Origin of the sequence: Rickettsia sp. Oklahoma-10, assembly GCF_039954865.1 — a bacterium.
In the GTDB taxonomy this organism is placed as follows: Bacteria; Pseudomonadota; Alphaproteobacteria; order Rickettsiales; family Rickettsiaceae; genus Rickettsia; species Rickettsia oklahomensis.
On sequence record NZ_CP157197.1, the window covers coordinates 514,555 to 532,567 of the forward strand.

The window sequence follows — 18,013 nt, forward strand, 5'->3', positions numbered from 1 at the left end:
TTAAATTTGTATTTGAGATGAGCACTGCTTGCCATCTTGAATACCTATTATTTTAAACTTCTTTCAAAAGGAGTATATTTCGTTCAATATGTTTTAGCAACAATATATTTTTTATGAATAATGTGAAAGGGGTTTAAAGTGATATCGAATTCAATTACTAAAAAATTCATTAACCACTAATATATAACTTGCTTTTAAGTCCAAATCATAATCAATGGTATTATATATTAATTTTTTTATTTTAGTAAATTTTTGCAGTAAATATGAAGGGTGTTGATTGGATAGTTTATTAAAAATCTTATTTTCTAAATCTAGAAGTTCAATGTTAACGTTAGCAGATTTTTTAAGAATTCTATTCATTAATAACAATACATTATCAATAAAATCTAACCATAATTCCCGGTCTTTAGTATTAAAACGATTAATAAAATTTAACGTCTCATTATCTGCTATCGGCTGAATAAATTCAGAATATAATGCGTTTTGAGTATTATGGATAGATGATCTAATATTAATTTTGAAACATCTTGATCTAATCGTAGAAATAATACTTGCAGCTCTTGAAGTAATTAAAAAAATGTAACTATTATTTGGTGCATCTTCAAGAATTTTTAAGCATGAATTCGCTGCATTCAAATTCATAAGATCTGCCGAATAAATTACGGCAACTTTATAACCTGAGATTGCATAGGTTTTACTTAAAAAGTCTTGTAACTTTCTTATTTGTTCAATAGAAATATTTTTAACATTAGGTATACCTGAAGTTTTCCTAGTGATAAAATGATAATCCGGATTATGTTCAAGAGGAATGTTTTTCTTAAAAAGCTTAACGTATATAAAATCTTCTACGTCTTTTAAAGCTTGTTCTATATTTTCAGCTTCGATAAGCCAACTATTATATAGCTTATTGTGTCTTAAGTTAAACTCTAGATGTTCGATTATCATAATATAAAAAGAGTTATCATAGTAACAAAAAATGGCTTAGCTTATGGTTGTAATATCATTATCGAATTGTACTTAAGATAGTGTTCTGCATCATTCTAACTTTTGCAGAGCATTATTGCATGAGCCAACTTTACTTACGAGTGTTACCGCACACACTTGAACAGCGTTCAGAAAATTATTAGTGTTATTCTAAGTTACGCCTTGAATGACTTGATCAAATTACGGTATCACACTGAAGCATTTTTCTAGAGCCATGCAATAAAGCCCTTTTGTAGGAGTTATTATACAATAAATCAGAATCATTAATTACAAGCTTCTTTCATTTTTCTTCCAGCTCTAAAAGTAGGTTGGTTGTAAGCATCTATTTTCATTTTTGCTCCAGTTTTTGGATTGCGCCCCTCACGTGCTTTTCTATGATGTATTTCAAATGAACCAAACCCTGTTATATTAATATTATGGTGACTCTTTATAGCATTAATCACACTATCAAGAACTAAATTAAGCGCTTTCTCAGCGTCGGCTTTTGTTAATGGTTTATGTGAAGCATGTTTATGATTATGACCATTGCCGGTCATAAATGTTATAAATTCGGTTTTATTCATTTTTTTTGGTTCTTGTTTGTTATGTGCACTCATAATAAAATCCACTCTCCTTTAATGGGTTAATATACATTGATGTTTTAATATACATAATGATATTTTTTTATAAAAAAATATATACAACTGGCAATAATACACATCAATATATTTTTGATGTGAGTTAATTATAACAAACTACCCACATACTGCAAATGCCAGTTATTTACAAAGTTTTAAATATATACGTTATTATATTAATTTATAAAAAAATGTAGCCATTTTACATCAGTAATATTATTAAAACTATCTTAATCAAGTAATTGAAAGTGAAAATTTATTATTAAAACTCTAATTTTAGTAAATACAGTAATTTGCTATTGGGTAAAATTGTAAAAACCATGGTTTGAAGCATTGCTTCCCCGACTTCAAATATTTATTATATTCTATAAAAAATTATAAGTTTTTATTAAAAATAATATATTAATTAATGCATATATATATATAAGGTAGAAACGGCCTTTTAACTTTTATATTTAATATTTCTAACTGATAGCAGATTATGTACTAATCCTATCTATTCGCATTAACTTAGAATAAAATTTTTAAAAAAATATATTAAATCCAATGTTATTGTCTGAAATTTGCATTAAACGTCCAGTATTTGCTACAGTTTTGAGTTTAGTTATCGTAGCTTTTGGAGCAATTTTTTTTACCAAACTACAAATTAGAGGAACTCCCGATATTTCAGTGCCTATTATAAACGTTAATGCTTATTATGCAGGTGCCAATGCTTTATATATGGAAAAAGAAATAACAACACGCATAGAAAAAGCTTTGAGGACGGTTAAAAATCTAGATTATATAACTTCTCAAAGTTCCACTGGTGAAAGTAGTATTACTTTATCGTTTCTACTATCTACTGATATTGAAGTAGCACTAAATGATGTTCGTTCTAAAATATCGGATATTACGTTTATGTTTCCACAAGATATGAAAGCTCCGTCGGTTGCAAAACTTGATGCCGATAGTTTTCCAAGTCTTTTCATAAGTATTGAAAGTGATCAATATAACCACTTAGAGTTAACGAAGATCGTCAAAAATAGCCTACAAACACCTTTAGATAAACTTGAAAGTGTAGGACAATCACAAATTTACGGAGGCAGGGAATATATAATGAGAATAGAACCCGACTCCAAAAAATTATATCAGCATAAAATTTCTTTATTAGAGATTGAATCTGCAATAAAAGCACAAAATAAAGATTATCCCGCAGGCACAATTAAAACAAGAAGTAATAATTTTATAGTCACTCTTGAAGGTTCTTTATCTACACCAGAAGAATTTGGCAATATTATTTTAAAAGTACAAAACGGAAGCATAATAAAATTACGAGACATTGCGAAAATATCTTTAACTTCTCACGATGAGGATATAATTTTCAGATATAACGGCAAAAGCTCTATTGCCCTTGGTATTATAAAAGAATCAAAAGCTAACATCATAGACTTATCAAATGAAGTAACTAAAGCATTAGAAAGAATTAAAAAATCAATGCCCAAAGGAATAAGAATAGGTATTGCATACGATGGAGCAATACCTGTAAAAGCATCAATTTATGGAGTATTTCAAACAATTTTTGAAGCTTTAATATTAGTAGTGTTAGTTACTTATTTATTTCTTGCTTCTGCTAAAATTACCTTAATTCCGTTTGTGACGATTCCGGTATCATTGATCGGTACTTTTAGTGTAATGTATGCTTTTGGATTTTCTATTAATATATTTACGCTCCTTGCTATGATACTTGCTATAGGTCTTGTGGTAGACGATGCAATAGTTATGCTTGAAAACATTTTTAGATATAATGAAATGGGTTATAAACCCATGGAAGCAGCTATGCTTGCTTCTAAAGAAATTGGCTTTGCAATCATTGCTATGACTATTACGCTTTCTGTCATATTTTTGCCTGTCGGTTTTATAGAGGGTTTCATCGGGAAACTATTTATTGAATTTGCTTGGACTTTAGCATTTTGTATCCTGTTTTCAGGATTTGTTGCTTTAACTTTAACTCCTATGATGTCAAGTCTTATGGTTACAAAACATAATACAGACTTACCAAAATTCTTAGTAAAGTTTAATAACATTTTACAATTTATTCAAAATAAATATATTTATTATCTAAATCTAACTTTTGAAAATAAAAAGAAATTTGTCATCATTATTGCATCATCATTTATAGTGCTGATTATTAGTTTTAAATTTACTCCAAAAGTTTTTGTACCGCAAGAAGATGACGGCCTTTTACAACTTTCTCTTAAAGGACCTGAAGGTTCTAGTTTAGAATCTTCTACTAAAATAGTAATGGAAACCGAAAAAATCCTTGCTAATTATAAAGATATATTAGGTTATTTGATGGTAATAGGTGCAGGAGGTAGTAATAATGTTTTTGGGTTCATTCCGTTAAAAGACTGGAATAAGCGTTCTCGTTCACAAAAAACTATTAAAAACATGTTAAATAAGCAATTTTCCGAAATACCTGGAATGTCGATTTTCGCTATGGATCCACGTTCAATGGTTAGCGGAAATGCAAATAGCCCTATCGAGTTTACTATTCAAACAAACCTTGAATATGATGACCTAGATAAAATATCACAACAATTTGTTGATATAATGAAAACAAACCCTATTTTTTTAAACGTTAATAGAAATTTACAATCGGCAATACCAACTCTAAGTATAGATGTTAAGCGTGATAAGGCTTACTTATATGGAATGGATTTGGCAAATATAGGCAAAACAGTACGATATTTACTTGCAGGTCAACAAATTGGAGACTTTAGAATGGGTAATGATTTATATAATGTTATATTACAATTTAATCAACAAGATCGAAAGGATATTAGCGATTTTAGTAAAATTTTAATTAGAGCAAAAAATAATAATATGTTACCGCTTGAATCGATAGCCAATATTACGGAAAAAATATCGGTAAAATCATATAGTCATTATAATCATTCAAAATCCGTTACTATTTCTTCCGATCTTGCTCCTGATGGGAAAATGAATGATGCAATCGATGAAATCAATAAAATAGCCTCTAAGTTACTTGATCCTAGTAATACCATAATTGAATATATCGGAGAAATTAAACAAATGAGAGAGGCAGACAGTAATATGCTTATAACATTTGTATTGGCTCTTGTATTTATCTATCTAGTGCTTGCAGCGCAATTTAATAGTTTTGCTGATCCTTTATTAATATTACTTGCCGTACCTTTCTCAATAACTGGAGGTGTACTTGCTCTTTGGCTTGCAGGTAATAGCATTAATATGTACAGCAATATTGGACTTATTACTTTAATTGGATTAATTACTAAGAATTCTATTATGATAGTAGAATTTGCTAATCAGCTAAGAGAAAAAGGATTAAAGGTTCGGGAAGCTATAATAGAATCCTCAAAACTTCGTTTGCGTCCAATTCTTATGACTACCCTTGCTGCTGTAGTCGGAACTTTACCTCTAGTGTTTGCAAACGGGACTGGTGCTGCTGCTCGTAATTCTATCGGTTGTGTAATAGTTGGAGGATTAAGCATCGGTACTATATTTACAATTTTTGTTATACCCGTAATATATCAAACTTTTAAGAAAGATTAATAAATTATAGAATTGTAAAATATTAGTAGATAAAAATGAGAAAGGATTATTTTACGTTTAATGAATATAAGGTCAAAATATGTTACGAAATACTTCTAATCTGCTTATTACTAACTAATACATTTACTATATTCTATAGTGCTATAAATTGGGGCTTGGTTGGCTGATGTAATTTAGTTACACTTTTTTTGACTTATTCCCAATTATTGTGACAATATTTTATATAATTATAGGCTTTTATTGTGTATATTCTTTCCTTTGTTTAGGTAAGCTATTTTGAATAGAAACGATGAAGTAAAACCCTATCACTCTGTGGCCGGCATTAATTATTGTATGAATTAACAAATTGGCTCAAGTCCATTCCTATGGAGGCAGGAACCTAGAAAAAATGTAACAATACTAGTAGTATTTATGCTTTCACCTCCGCAGGAATGACATAGTAAGAGATACTTGTACTATAGCAGTGATCGCTGCTGTTTCAGCTCTTAGTATATTACTTCCTAAACTTATAGATTTTGTATTCTTATATGAGGTAAAAAGTTCAAGCTCATCATTAGTAAAACCGCCTTCCGGTCCAATAACAATATCTACCTCACTATTATTAAGTGATGATGAAATTTGTAATATAGAATTTTCTACTTTTTCATGTTCATTAGCATATAATATCAAATTATTATTCTTTTTAAGATAATCTTGTAATTTAATAGCTTGCTCAATTATCGGGGGAACAAGACGCTCCGATTGCTCTGTCGCTTCAATCATACATTTTGTTAAACGTTCGATATTTACTGATCTAAATTGACACCGTTTGGTAATTAACGGAATAATTTTAGTTATACCAAGTTGTGTAGCCATATTTATTGCAAGCATTAATTTATCTTGCTTTATTATAGCAACAGCAAGCGTTAAACTAGATTCTGTACCAGGCTTTTTTAACTGTTCTTTAAGCTTAACCGATAGGTTATTTTTACTTATATCAATAATTTGTGCTAAAAATTCTCCATTCGTACCGTTAAAGATACGCAAACTATCATTTACTTTAAGACGTAGCACTGTTTTAATATAATGAATATGATCGATTGTTAATTCTAGCTTGCTATTTTCAGCTAAATGACTATTAATATATATGCGGTTATATTTCATGTTTATTTAGTACTATGGTAAAAAAAGATGATAATATATCAGAAAAGAAAAAAATTGGCTAAAAGAAAAAGAAATTGGTGGTGTTAGAACCGATAAGATATGACGATTGGCAACATAAAGTTAAAGTGATGGCTTTTTAGGTGTTGTGTAGTAAGTTTAAATTATTTATATTTCAGGACTTTTTATGCAAAAATTAATACGGTTCATGCTGGAATGGTTACCCCTATTTCAAAAAAATCTTATAATTTGTAGCTAAACAGACCAAAATAGATTAATTTAAACTTACTGCACAATACCTACTATGACCTCATTTGAGCAAATTAAAATTTTACCTTATAAACCGCAAGAATTATTTGATTTGGTTTGGGATGTAAAGTCTTATCCTAAATTCGTGCCTTGGTGCATTGCGTCCAGAATTATTTCAGGAAATAACCATGAGATCATTGCTGAGTTAGTGATCCAGTTAAAAGGTTTTTCAGAAAAATATAATTCACGAGTTACAAATGTAATAACAGATGATGGAATATATTTGATTGATACGGTAGCTATTGCAGGACCTTTTGAATATTTAAAAAGTACTTGGCAATTTGTTCCAAATATAGCAGGAACTGAATTAAAATTCTTTATTGATTTAAAAATGAAGCCTGTAATACTAGATAAATTAATCAGCACTTATTTTACAAAAGCAACCGAAAAAATGATTATAGCTTTTGAAAAAAGAGCACAGGATGTTATTAGATAAAAAAAGATAAGCTAAAAACTTATCCTTTGTTTATTGTAATTAGAAAGATTTAATAGCGTTAACCTTAACAACTAGACTCAACTCCTACTAAAACTATACTTCCTTCTTCTTCTGTATGAGCAAAATCTAACTCAATTTTAGCAGCATTATCGGAATAATCATAAACAGTGTTAATACTTGCTTCTAGGTTTTGTGTAGCTGAATCAACATATGTCGGTATATATTGAATAGCTTCTTTAATTTTAGGAGAGATCATTTTACCTATAATACTTCCAAAAATTTTTTCTACTGTAAAATCAAGTGCATATTCTGCATAACTAGTAACTATATCTGTCAAATTTAAAGCTGATAATGTTTCTTTTATATCTGTAACTGTTTTTTTAGCCGTATTTATATATTCAAGATACTTTTTTTTAGCCTCTATCATAGATGAATAAGTTTTTGGACCATTATTGCTATAAAATAAATTTGAAAACATCATTCCCTCTTCTTAATAAAAAATTAATAATTACCACGTTTCATGGTCTTTCTTTCATAAGTAAATGCATTTGTATCACAAAGGTAAACAAATGTCAACTTTAGCTCTTGAGTAATAATAAGACTTGACATATTCCATATTTTATGGTTTTTTAGGTAAACCTATTTTAAGGGGTAAAAATAATAAAGAATTAATATAATTATTAATGGGGAATAAAAATGAAAGAATTTGAATCTTTAAATACAGCAGAAATTCCTACAACCACTATAAATTATAAGGAATTCGCTCATTTAGGAATAAATCTTGCGTATAAGACAGATTGCGCAAATCAATACCTTGTAGAAGCATTAATGACAGATGGCAATCACTTAGTAGGGAGTGGTTGGGAAATACTCGCTGCTTCTTGTAATAATACAAATACAGCTCAATATGGTTATAAAGCTGTTGCCTTTATAAATAAGGACACTAAGGTAATTCATATTGCTAGTGCCGGTACAAAGGCAGATATACATGACATATTGGATGATATACGTATTACTTTCCATTATTATCCTAATAAATTAATAGTCGTTAAGAAATTTATTGATGAAATAATTGCAAAAATAGGCGGCATGGAGGAAGCTGCAAAATATACTTTTGATACTAGCGGTCATTCACTTGGAGCAATAGTTGCAGATTTAACTGGAGTAGAATTACATTCTCGTAATTTAAATTTTAACAAATCTGTAACTTTTGATAGTCCAGGTTCACAAGAAGTAATTAAATATGCTATAGCACAGGATTTATTTACAGGAAAAGTCACAACTCCTATAGAAGAGTTAGTTAAATATTCTGAGGTATATAATGCAGAACCTAATCTTATTAATAGTACCAATAATCATTTCGGTCAAGTAAACTTAGTTCTGCCAAAAGTGAATGATGTCGAGAAGTCAGAATCACCACAAGTAGAAGAAGGATGGGCATCATATTTATATAATATGGTTGGTTCTGTTGTTCAAAAAGCTTCAGAATATCTAGGCATTGATAAAGTGATAAAAGGGATTAATAATCATAAATTAAAAAATTTTTCTAATTTAGAAGAGAAGATTATTTTACCTATGGCCGATTGGAAACAGCAAATATTAGAAAATAATGAATATACTCAAAAGCTTAAAAACATTTTAGGTCGTGGTAAAGATTTAGTTTTATTCGATACTGATAGTGAAGCTGAACATCCTAGTATGGTTGAAGTAAAGTTGTATCATTTGGGATATAATGATTTACAACAGTGTGCTATGGAAGTTAACCAACTAGGTAACATAAAATCTGATAGTGTAGAAATTGCATGTTAGACCACATTATTTTTGGTATAGCTAGGTTTATAAGAGGTACAGTTGATACTGTTTCAAATATAGTAGAAACTAATACAAATATTATTTCTACTATTTTGAGTACAACAGATAATAATGCAAGTATAGTTAATGATCCTAATATTGTAGAAACACTTGATGACAACTGGGTAGTAGTATCATTAGGGGACGAGTCATCTTTTGTAACCAAATCATAATCTCAGTATTATAGCTTAAATTACCCTCAATTATTGGAGGGAATTTTGTATTGCTTATTTAGAGCAACTAAATAGATTTCAGTGGATTCACTACGGCTGGATGAAGGTTTAAAATGTTTTACCATCCTAAATTCACTCTTCACTTTATTTAATAACTCGGTTTCTGCACCACCGCGAAAGATTTTAGCAATAAAATGACCTGAAGGTTTTAAAACTTTTAAAGCGAATTCAAAAGCTTGCTCACATAAAAGTAAGGTTCTGATATGATCAGTAGCTTTATGACCTATGGTATTTGATGCCATATCACTCATGACTATATCAGCTTTACCATCTAAAGCCTGAATCATTAATTCTTCCGTACCTTCTTCAAAAAAGTCTTTTTGAAAAAACTCAACTCCAACAATAGGTTCGATTTCTAATAAATCTATAGAGATTATTTTATTGTTTAGTCTATTATTCGAAGCTTTAATAAGCTTAGAAGCTATTTGACTCCATCCGCCAGGAGCTGCTCCTAAATCAACAATTTTCATATTAGGAGTAAAAAGTTTAAATTTTTCATGAATTTCAAGCAGTTTATACGCAGCTCTTGATCTAAAACCTTGGGTACGTGCCTTTGCAACATAAGGATCATTTAATTGGCGTCTAAGCCAATTATTAGATGAGATGGTACGCTTTCTAGCAGTCTTAACTCTAACAACTTTATTTCTATAACCGCTTAAGTTATTTGTCATTGGATTTTTTTATTTTCATTTGCTATTTTATCTAATACAGAATTAACAAAACCGATCTCATGTTCATTTAACATATCATTTGCTATGTCTGTATATTCGTTGATTACTACTTTAGCAGGCGTAGTAGAGCAAAATAATAGCTCACATATACTAACACGAAATAAAGCCCGGATTAAGATCGGCATATGTGCAGGATCTTTATCATTTTTTAAATGATTGTCGATAATTTCATCTAGTTTATTAATATTTTTAAATACTGACTTTACCAGCATTTTAAAATGACTTATACTTAATGATATTTTTAAATTCTCCGATAAATCTGTTGTAAAATTATTATTTTGATAAAAAGAAAGTACGTTCTGCAATATATACTCCATATCTTGATTATCGTGTAATATATGTTGATACATAGCCTGCACTGCTGCGATACGTGCAATCGACTTTTTATTAATTTTATTTGAACCCATAGAGAAAAGAATTTTAAAATTTAATTTTCGTCATTGTGAGTGTGTATTGTTGTGTAGCTTGAGTGTTCCATTATTTGTCATCCCATGAATTGATTGTAGGATCTAGTATGTTTTTTTATTTTTTCTGGATACCGTGGTCAACAAGCTACAGTAACAAACAATGGAACACTTAAGCTACACAACAATACACACTCACAATGACAAAATGATACCTATAACCTTAACATTGCAATTTATACCTTAAAATAATTTTTTAGTAAACTCTATAAAAATCTTATGTTATCTATAGTTGGATTTATTATAACAATTAGTATCTTAGTATTTATCCATGAGTTTGGACATTATGTGGTTGCTAGATCTGTTAATATAAAAGTTGAGGAATTCTCGATAGGCTTCGGTAAAGAACTAATAGGTATTACCGATAAAAAAGGAGTTAGGTGGAAGATTTGCCTTGTACCGCTTGGCGGCTATGTCAAGCTTTACGGCTATGATCGTACTATTGTGGTTAACACTAAAACAGAAGTTAATGAAAAAGCAGCTTTTTATGCTAAATCTTGTTTAGAACGTTTTTTAATAGTTGCAGCAGGTCCACTCATTAATTATTTATTTGCCATAATAATATTTGCAGGTTTTTATTGTTATTTTGGAAAAACAGAGATTCCTCCTATAATAGGTGACGTATTAGCTTCATCACCTGCAGAGAGAGCAGACTTAAGAGAGGGAGATAAAATTGTTAAGGTTAACGATAAACCTGTTAAAGATTTCAGGGATGTACAGCAAGAAATATTCATTAATGGTTTTAGTGCTTCTACTTTAACTATAGAAAGAAAAAATGAAGTATTTACTGTTAATATAATACCCCAAGAAACAATTATATCATCTCCTGAAGAAAAGAAGGTGCAGAAAACTCTCCGAATCGGTATTGTAGCTAAAAATGAACCTATTCATACTAAAATAGGAATTTTAATAGGATTTTGGGAAGCTATTAATACTACTATAGATATGTCCACTTTAACTCTAAAAGCAATATCACAAATGATTGTAGGAAAACGTTTATTAGACGAGATAGGAGGACCGATAGCTATTGCTAAAGAGTCAGGAAAATCTATAGCTCAAGGAACTCAAGTATATCTATTATTTATAGCAATGCTTTCCGTTAATTTAGGGTTACTTAACTTATTACCCATACCAGTACTTGATGGTGGACATTTGATATTTATACTCTATGAAGCAATTACCGGTAGATTACCAAATCCTAAAACTAAAAATATTCTGTTAAAATTAGGTGCAGCAATGATAATTTTTCTTATTATAGTATCTGTTTCGAAAGATATACAAAATTTATTTTCTTAAATAATAGATTTACTTGCTCTGACTAGTATTATCCACTATATTGGGTACATAAATTATGTTTGAATGCATTAATGCAGGAGACTTTATGTCATTCCCAAGTAGGTGTGTGAATGACATAAAATGTTTTTCAAACTAATATAACATTTTATCTAAATTAATAGATAACGCAAAGCAATTTAAATTAAATCTTAACAGAAGGTTTTAAGTGAAAATCAAATCAATTAGTAAGTTAACAATTTTATTATTAACAATTTTTTATTATCATATTTCATTAGCTGATACTGTAATTCATAAAATAACTATCGAAGGTAACCACAGGGTTGAGCGTTCTACTATCGAGAGCTATTTAAAGCTTAAAGTAGGAGAAACTTACAATAATTCTAAAGAAGATGAGGCAATAAAACGTTTATATGCCACCTCACTTTTTAGAAATATAAATATGTATATAACAAATGATGGTAATTTAATAGTTAATGTTACGGAAACACCTTTTATAAGTAGCGTAGTATTTAGCGGTAATTCTAAAATCAAAACTAATATGCTTGCTAAAGAAATTTATACAGTATCGGGTGAATCTCTTAGCCAAGCTAAAATCGAATTAGACGTAAAGAAAATATTAGAAATTTATAAACGTAGCGGACGTTTTGCTACTACGGTAACACCTAAAATTGAGAATTTAGAAAATAACAGGGTTAAGGTTATTTTTGATATCGCAGAAGGACCAAAAACTGGTATTAAATATATTCATTTTAGTGGTAATGAAAATTATAGTGATTCAGAACTTAGATCTATTGTTTTAACTAAAGAATCTCGTTGGTTTCGTTTTTTAGATAGTAATGATACTTATGACCCTGATAGGGTGGAGTATGATAAAGAATTACTAAGAGAATTTTATCAATCTGTTGGTTTTGCAGATTTTAGAGTAATTTCGGTATTAGCAGAACTTAATAATACTAAAGAATATTTCACCCTTACATATTCCATTGAAGAAGGAGAGAAGTATAGTTTTGGTAATATTACAATAGATAACAAATTAACTAATATAGATATAACTCCACTTAATAAAGTTGTTAATATTAAGCGAGGTAAGGTTTTCAATATGAAAATGGTTGATGATATAGCTAAAAAAATTGGAGAATATTTTACTGCTTCCGGTTATCCTGCAGTAAATGTTTATCCAGATATAATGAAAAATGCTAATTATACTGCAGATGTTAAATTTATTATTGAGAAAACCGATAAGGTTTATATTAATAAAATTAATATTATTAATAACCTTAAAACTGAAGACCATGTTATAAGAAGAGAATTGAAAACAGAAGAAGGTGACATAATTAACCGTTCATATATTGAAAAAGGTGAACGTAATCTTAGAAATTTAGATTATTTTGAGAAAGTAGCAATTAGCTTAGCTCCAACTAAAGCTCGAGATAAGTATGACGTTAATATTGAAGTTGATGAAAAATCTACTTCCTCTATAGGTTTTGATTTAGGGTATAACACTGCCGGTGGTTTATTTGGTCGTTTTTCTTTCTTAGAGCGTAATTTAGTTGGTACTGGTAAACTGCTTAATGCCGGTATACAAGTAAGTAAAAACAGTACAAGCTATTATGGCAGCATTATCGAACCGCATTTTTTAGATCGTGATTTATCACTTGGTATAAACGCATTTAGTAACTATACTGGACGCGGTACTAGTATATTAAATACAACTGATCAAAGCTATAAATTATACTCTATAGGAGTCAAAACCTCTCTCAGTTATGAAATTAAAGAGAATTTAAATCACGAAATAGATTATTTAATCAAACGTGATGTTTTAAGTTCACCAACTCTGTTAACTTCAATATTCTTTAAGGAGCAAATGGGCAAATTCATTACCTCTGCTCTAGGACATACTATTACTTATGATCAGACCGATAACAAAATTATTCCAAAGAACGGTTATTTAGTAAGTGGTACACAAGAATTTGCCGGAGTTGGAGGCAATAACAAGTATATAAAACATGAAGTTGACAGTAAATATTATAAATCTTTCATGCATAATAAGCTTACTTTAAAAGTATCTGCTTCCGGTGGTGATATTACAGGACTTGGAGGAAAAATCGTTAGAATTTCAGATCATTTTAATTTAGGTGATTATAGTTTAAGAGGCTTTGCAAGCGGCGGTGTCGGCCCTCGTGAAAAGAATAATAAGGAGGGGCTTGGAGGTAAGAGATATTATGCATTCTCAACAGAGCTGCATTTCCCGACTCCTGTTCCTGAAGAGTTTAATTTAACGGGGGCAGTCTTTATGGATTTAGGAAGCGTATGGGGAGTAAGTGTAAATAAAAAACGCCATGAAACTCCAAACGAGTTTTATAATGATAAATCACTTAGAGCTTCCATTGGTTTTGGCTTTATTTGGATAACGCGTTTTGCTCCAATCAGAATGGACTGGGGATTTCCAGTAAAGAAGAAAAAATATGATGATACTCAGCACTTCCATTTAAGATTGTCAACGCATCTTTAGAGATACTGTGATTATAGTTGTATAACCTCTATATGTCATTCTAGTTAAAGGGAAAATCTTTTGTTATCAACCGCGACTTAATCACGAATCACGGTATCTTAGGGTACAACCTGTAGTATAACACCCTTTGGTCAATCCACAGGGTGACAGCAAAAAGCCTGAGTTCTCACTTTTAACTAGAATGACATAACATATTAATACAATAATATTTTAGCCGATGTAGCTCAGCTGGTAGAGCGGCGCATTCGTAATGCGTAGGTCTGGGGTTCAAGTCCCCACATTGGCACCACTTTCTAAATACAAATTTAGGATATTTTATCCTAAATTCTATGGAGATTTCTAAAAAGATTTAATTTTGACTCTTTATTTGCTGTAAATTATAGATTTTTCTGAAATAGAATTCACTATTCCAACAAGAATTTTGTTAATTTTTGCTAAAAAATAGCTCATAATAGCAAATTAATTAGAAATTGCCATAGAACCTAGGATTAAGGTAGGTTTAGTTCTATCTACTTTTGATAAATGATTAGTTGCATTCTATAATATGAGTTATTTCAAATTCTCCTAAAGCCTTTGTATATTTACTACCCCATAAAAAGCTGTAGAAATTGAGATTTGAAACAGTTATTATATTGACTTGCCTAAAGCATTGTTTTGGATAATCTAATACTTTGGATGTCATTCCCGCATGCAGGGATAGCAATAAGGTCTTTTTAAGAGTTGTATAAAACAACATCGCCTTTTAGGCAATTCCATTATGTTTTGTAAAGAATTATACGTTCTTACTAAAAAAGAAATATATACTTAACTTTATATAAATAGGTTAAAACGATCTATCGCATTTTATATTCAACTTTTTAAACCAAATAGCAGATTATGTAATCATTCGCTATTCGTGTTAATTAACTATTATTTTTTTTCTTGGAGGAATATAGATTGTTTCATCTTCAGCATGTGGAATCTTTTCTAAAAGTCCAATAAAACGGTCTTTATTAGGTACTAGCTTTACTATTGCCCACCCCTCTTCTATTGATTTCTTTATGCGTTCTATATCAGACTTATGGTCTGAAAAAGATATAACTTTTTGTGCTGGATTTTGCATATTGATAATCAATTATATAATAAACATTAATATTATAGTAAATATTTTTAATAAATCAATCACATATTTATTATTTGCTAAATATAAATAAAATTAATATTAGGTTCTGTATACAAAATTTAATTTAAACTGTATAATTTAATTATGTCAAACGATAATTTACAAGATAATTTACAAGTTCATTCTACTCTATCCAAAAAGCAATTATTTGCTTTCTTTGGTATGGTTGTCGGGATGTTTATGTCAGTACTTGATATTCAAATTGTTGCTAGCTCATTATCTGTAATAGCTACAGGCCTTGCTGCTTCAAGTGACGAGCTTTCTTGGGTTCAAACATCATACTTAATAGCCGAAGTTATCATTATTCCTATTACAGGCTTTTTAGCAAGATTACTTTCTACTAGAATATCTTATTTTATTGCAGCTCTAGGATTTACGGTTATGAGCATATTATGTTCGCTTGCCACTAATATTGAATCAATGATTATCTTTAGAGCATTACAAGGATTTTTTGGCGGTGCGATGATACCGACAGTCTTTAGTACTGTTTTTATAATTTTTCCGGTATCGCAACGTCCTACTGTCACTATTTTAATTGGACTTGTTGTAACTGTTGCACCTACTTTAGGACCTACGCTCGGTGGATATATTACGGAAATTTTGTCATGGCATTTTATGTTTTTATTAAATGTTATTCCAGGAATTTTTGTTTGCAGTGTCGTGTTTTTATATGGGAACTTTGATAAACCAAATTATAAATTACTTAAAAATTTTGATTTCCTCGGTATACTATTAATGACTTTAACGCTTGGCTTATTACAGTATGTTTTAGAAGAAGGCAACAAAAAAGGTTGGTTTGAGAATAATTTAATATTATTTTTAAGTATTGCAGTAGCTTTATGCTTTATTTTATTAATCATTAGAGAACTAACCTTTATTAATCCAATTTTAGATTTAAACACATTTCTTTATAAAGACTTTACTTTTGGTTGCCTTTATTCGTTTGTGATGGGTATAGGATTGTACGGGGCAGTGTATATATTACCGCTATTTCTCTTTAGCATTACCGGATATGATACATTACAAATCGGGACTACTATGATGGTGACGGGCGGAGCACAATTTTTATCTGCACTTTTAGCCGGCATGATGCTAGGATTAGGGGTAGATTTACGCCTGATGCTTATTATAGGGCTTGGAGGGTTCGCTCTTGGATGTCATTTGAATAGTTTTCTAACGCCTGATTCTAAATTTGCTGCATTTATACTGCCTCAATTTGTTAGAGGTCTTTCATTAATGTTTTGTTTTATACCGACCAATAATATAGCTCTTGGCAATATACCAAAAGAACGAGTAGGTAATGCTAGTGGACTTTATAATCTGACCCGTAATCTAGGAGGAGCAGTAGGGCTTGCAATAATTAGCACTGTAATTACTAATGATACTAAAACCTTTATACAATATTTATCGGAAAATATCTCGTCTACTTCTATAATAGCATTAGAACAGCTAGATTTTTACACTGCATTATTAAGCGGGAAAGTTCTTAATCCTGAAAAAGCATCATATTTGTTATTAGCAAATAAATTAAATAATGATGCTTTTGTAATTGCAATAAATAATATATTTAATATGATAGGGCTGTTATTTGTATTTATAATGCTGCTTATACCTTTTACTTCAAATATCAAAAACCAAAAATATTAATGCCCACTAAAATTAAATTTATATTATATCTTCCTTGGCTATTATTAGAAATATGGAAATCGGCCTTCTCGGTTATTAAAATAATTTGGCAAAGAAAAATAAAAATAGAACCGGTTTTTGAATGGATTGATGCAAAAGGACTAGAAGAAATAGGTGAAATAGTATATAGTAACTCCATTACATTAACACCTGGTACAATAACGCTTGATATAAATAATAATATGTTATTAGTGTACGCACTCAATAAATCATCGATTACCAATCTACAGAGAGGTATAATGATTAAAAAAATCAAACAGTTATTTAAAAACAACCTGAAGTAGAAAATGGAATCAGATATAAACGCTCTGAAGTATAAAAAAGTGTTGCTTAAAGTTTCAGGGGAAGCTTTAATGGGAGAGAAGCAATTTGGGCATGAATATAACGTAATAAGAAAGATTGCAGGTGATATTAAAGAAGTTATCGATTTAGGAGTAGAAGTCACTATTGTAGTCGGCGGTGGAAACATCTACCGTGGAATTAATGCAGCACTCGTCGGTATGGATCGTGCTTCAGCGGATTATATAGGTATGCTTGCAACAGTGATTAATGCTTTAACTTTACAAAACGTTATGGAAAGCCTCAATATCTATACAAGAGTCCTATCAGCTATCCCTATGATGAGCGTGTGCGAGCCTTATATTCGTCGCAAAGCTAAAAGACATATGGAAAAAAAACGAGTAGTAATTTTTGCCGGCGGCACAGGTAATCCGTTCTGTACAACCGACAGTGCTGCAGTACTTCGTGCAATTGAAATGAATTGTGATATTTTGTTAAAGGCAACTCAGGTTAACGGCGTATATGATTCTGATCCTAAAAAAAATCCAAATGCTAAAAAATATTTCACTATTAGCTATAAGGATATTATAAATAACAACTTGCAAGTCATGGATACGGCAGCTATAGCAGTAGCACAAGAAAATAAATTACCTATAAGGGTATTCTCGATAAAAGAACAAGGAAATTTTGCTAAAGTAATACAAGATAGAGGCGAATATACGACAATTGAGGAATAATAT

The 18,013-nt window shown here is 30.1% G+C and carries 15 protein-coding genes, 1 tRNA gene and 2 pseudogenes; 11 read left to right on the forward strand and 7 right to left on the reverse strand.

Features of this window, described 5'->3' with window-relative positions:
• Window positions 1-150: 150 nt before the first annotated feature.
• A complete protein-coding gene (locus AAGW17_RS02305) occupies window positions 151-945 on the reverse strand; it encodes a DNA polymerase III subunit delta' (protein ID WP_347939318.1) in 795 nt (264 codons plus the stop codon).
• A 302-nt stretch (window positions 946-1,247) separates the two neighbouring features.
• Window positions 1,248-1,580: an HU family DNA-binding protein gene (locus tag AAGW17_RS02310; protein ID WP_347939319.1), complete on the reverse strand. Its 333-nt coding sequence runs from the start codon at window positions 1,578-1,580 to the stop codon at window positions 1,248-1,250.
• Window positions 1,581-2,147: 567 nt separating this feature from the next.
• On the opposite strand from AAGW17_RS02310, the gene AAGW17_RS02315 reads away from it, so the two are divergent.
• Entirely contained in the window at window positions 2,148-5,174 is a 3,027-nt protein-coding gene (locus AAGW17_RS02315; RefSeq protein ID WP_347939320.1) for an efflux RND transporter permease subunit, read from the forward strand.
• A 79-nt stretch (window positions 5,175-5,253) separates the two neighbouring features.
• Window positions 5,254-5,454 (forward strand): annotated as a pseudogene (locus AAGW17_RS05230) (DUF378 domain-containing protein).
• A 137-nt stretch (window positions 5,455-5,591) separates the two neighbouring features.
• Here AAGW17_RS05230 and AAGW17_RS02320 read toward each other — a convergent pair.
• Window positions 5,592-6,317 carry a 16S rRNA (uracil(1498)-N(3))-methyltransferase gene (locus AAGW17_RS02320; RefSeq protein WP_347939321.1) on the reverse strand — a complete coding sequence of 242 codons (726 nt, stop codon included), beginning with the start codon at window positions 6,315-6,317 and terminating at the stop codon, window positions 5,592-5,594.
• A gap of 301 nt (window positions 6,318-6,618) precedes the next feature.
• Here AAGW17_RS02320 and AAGW17_RS02325 point away from each other — a divergent pair, with 301 nt between their 5' ends.
• Entirely contained in the window at window positions 6,619-7,059 is a 441-nt protein-coding gene (locus AAGW17_RS02325) for a type II toxin-antitoxin system RatA family toxin (RefSeq protein WP_347939322.1), read from the forward strand.
• Between the two features lie 64 nt (window positions 7,060-7,123).
• Here AAGW17_RS02325 and AAGW17_RS02330 read toward each other — a convergent pair whose 3' ends face one another.
• Entirely contained in the window at window positions 7,124-7,537 is a 414-nt protein-coding gene (locus AAGW17_RS02330; protein WP_347939323.1) for a hypothetical protein, read from the reverse strand.
• A 218-nt stretch (window positions 7,538-7,755) separates the two neighbouring features.
• Here AAGW17_RS02330 and AAGW17_RS02335 point away from each other — a divergent pair, with 218 nt between their 5' ends.
• A complete protein-coding gene (locus tag AAGW17_RS02335; RefSeq protein WP_347939324.1) occupies window positions 7,756-8,868 on the forward strand; it encodes a hypothetical protein in 1,113 nt (370 codons plus the stop codon).
• Window positions 8,862-9,083, forward strand: a complete 222-nt coding sequence (locus AAGW17_RS02340) for a hypothetical protein (RefSeq protein WP_347939325.1) — start codon at window positions 8,862-8,864, stop codon at window positions 9,081-9,083. The genes AAGW17_RS02335 and AAGW17_RS02340 overlap by 7 nt, the downstream gene beginning before the upstream one ends.
• A gap of 26 nt (window positions 9,084-9,109) precedes the next feature.
• Here the strand turns inward: AAGW17_RS02340 and AAGW17_RS02345 are convergent, their stop codons facing one another.
• Complete coding sequence (locus tag AAGW17_RS02345; protein ID WP_347939326.1) at window positions 9,110-9,814, reverse strand: RlmE family RNA methyltransferase; 705 nt, start codon at window positions 9,812-9,814, stop codon at window positions 9,110-9,112.
• On the reverse strand, window positions 9,811-10,281 hold the full coding sequence (nusB, locus tag AAGW17_RS02350; RefSeq protein ID WP_347939327.1) for a transcription antitermination factor NusB: 471 nt from the start codon (window positions 10,279-10,281) through the stop codon (window positions 9,811-9,813). The genes AAGW17_RS02345 and nusB overlap by 4 nt, the downstream gene beginning before the upstream one ends.
• Window positions 10,282-10,557: 276 nt before the next feature.
• On the opposite strand from nusB, the gene rseP reads away from it, so the two are divergent.
• The 3 genes from rseP to AAGW17_RS02365 all read left to right on the forward strand — a co-directional run bounded on the left by rseP (window position 10,558) and on the right by AAGW17_RS02365 (window position 14,435).
• Window positions 10,558-11,634: an RIP metalloprotease RseP gene (gene rseP / locus AAGW17_RS02355; protein ID WP_347939328.1), complete on the forward strand. Its 1,077-nt coding sequence runs from the start codon at window positions 10,558-10,560 to the stop codon at window positions 11,632-11,634.
• A 205-nt stretch (window positions 11,635-11,839) separates the two neighbouring features.
• Window positions 11,840-14,146, forward strand: a complete 2,307-nt coding sequence (gene bamA, locus AAGW17_RS02360; protein ID WP_347939329.1) for an outer membrane protein assembly factor BamA — start codon at window positions 11,840-11,842, stop codon at window positions 14,144-14,146.
• A gap of 213 nt (window positions 14,147-14,359) precedes the next feature.
• Window positions 14,360-14,435 (forward strand) — tRNA-Thr (locus AAGW17_RS02365).
• Between the two features lie 609 nt (window positions 14,436-15,044).
• Here AAGW17_RS02365 and AAGW17_RS02370 read toward each other — a convergent pair.
• Window positions 15,045-15,248 (reverse strand): DUF2674 domain-containing protein, encoded by a 204-nt coding sequence (locus AAGW17_RS02370; RefSeq protein WP_347939330.1) that lies wholly within the window; start codon window positions 15,246-15,248, stop codon window positions 15,045-15,047.
• A gap of 144 nt (window positions 15,249-15,392) precedes the next feature.
• Between AAGW17_RS02370 and AAGW17_RS02375 the strand changes: the two are divergent.
• From AAGW17_RS02375 to pyrH, 3 genes and pseudogenes are all read left to right on the forward strand, one after another.
• Window positions 15,393-16,965: pseudogene (locus AAGW17_RS02375) on the forward strand (DHA2 family efflux MFS transporter permease subunit).
• Window positions 16,949-17,278, forward strand: coding sequence for a monovalent cation/H+ antiporter subunit E (locus AAGW17_RS02380; protein ID WP_347939392.1), 330 nt, complete (start codon window positions 16,949-16,951; stop codon window positions 17,276-17,278). The pseudogene AAGW17_RS02375 and the gene AAGW17_RS02380 overlap by 17 nt, the downstream one beginning before the upstream one ends.
• A 3-nt stretch (window positions 17,279-17,281) precedes the next feature.
• Entirely contained in the window at window positions 17,282-18,010 is a 729-nt protein-coding gene (gene pyrH / locus AAGW17_RS02385) for a UMP kinase (RefSeq protein ID WP_347939331.1), read from the forward strand.
• Window positions 18,011-18,013: the final 3 nt, after the last annotated feature.

Excerpts from the sequence above, each read along its gene's own strand:
- AAGW17_RS02305 (WP_347939318.1), bottom strand. The coding sequence starts at position 945 with ATGATAATCGAACATCTAGAGTTTAACTTAAGACACAATAAGCTATAT.
- AAGW17_RS02310 (WP_347939319.1), bottom strand. The coding sequence starts at position 1,580 with ATGAGTGCACATAACAAACAAGAACCAAAAAAAATGAATAAAACCGAA.
- AAGW17_RS02315 (WP_347939320.1), top strand. The coding sequence starts at position 2,148 with ATGTTATTGTCTGAAATTTGCATTAAACGTCCAGTATTTGCTACAGTT.
- AAGW17_RS02320 (WP_347939321.1), bottom strand. The coding sequence starts at position 6,317 with ATGAAATATAACCGCATATATATTAATAGTCATTTAGCTGAAAATAGC.
- AAGW17_RS02325 (WP_347939322.1), top strand. The coding sequence starts at position 6,619 with ATGACCTCATTTGAGCAAATTAAAATTTTACCTTATAAACCGCAAGAA.
- AAGW17_RS02330 (WP_347939323.1), bottom strand. The coding sequence starts at position 7,537 with ATGTTTTCAAATTTATTTTATAGCAATAATGGTCCAAAAACTTATTCA.
- AAGW17_RS02335 (WP_347939324.1), top strand. The coding sequence starts at position 7,756 with ATGAAAGAATTTGAATCTTTAAATACAGCAGAAATTCCTACAACCACT.
- AAGW17_RS02340 (WP_347939325.1), top strand. The coding sequence starts at position 8,862 with ATGTTAGACCACATTATTTTTGGTATAGCTAGGTTTATAAGAGGTACA.
- AAGW17_RS02345 (WP_347939326.1), bottom strand. The coding sequence starts at position 9,814 with ATGACAAATAACTTAAGCGGTTATAGAAATAAAGTTGTTAGAGTTAAG.
- nusB (WP_347939327.1), bottom strand. The coding sequence starts at position 10,281 with ATGGGTTCAAATAAAATTAATAAAAAGTCGATTGCACGTATCGCAGCA.
- rseP (WP_347939328.1), top strand. The coding sequence starts at position 10,558 with ATGTTATCTATAGTTGGATTTATTATAACAATTAGTATCTTAGTATTT.
- AAGW17_RS02370 (WP_347939330.1), bottom strand. The coding sequence starts at position 15,248 with ATGCAAAATCCAGCACAAAAAGTTATATCTTTTTCAGACCATAAGTCT.
- pyrH (WP_347939331.1), top strand. The coding sequence starts at position 17,282 with ATGGAATCAGATATAAACGCTCTGAAGTATAAAAAAGTGTTGCTTAAA.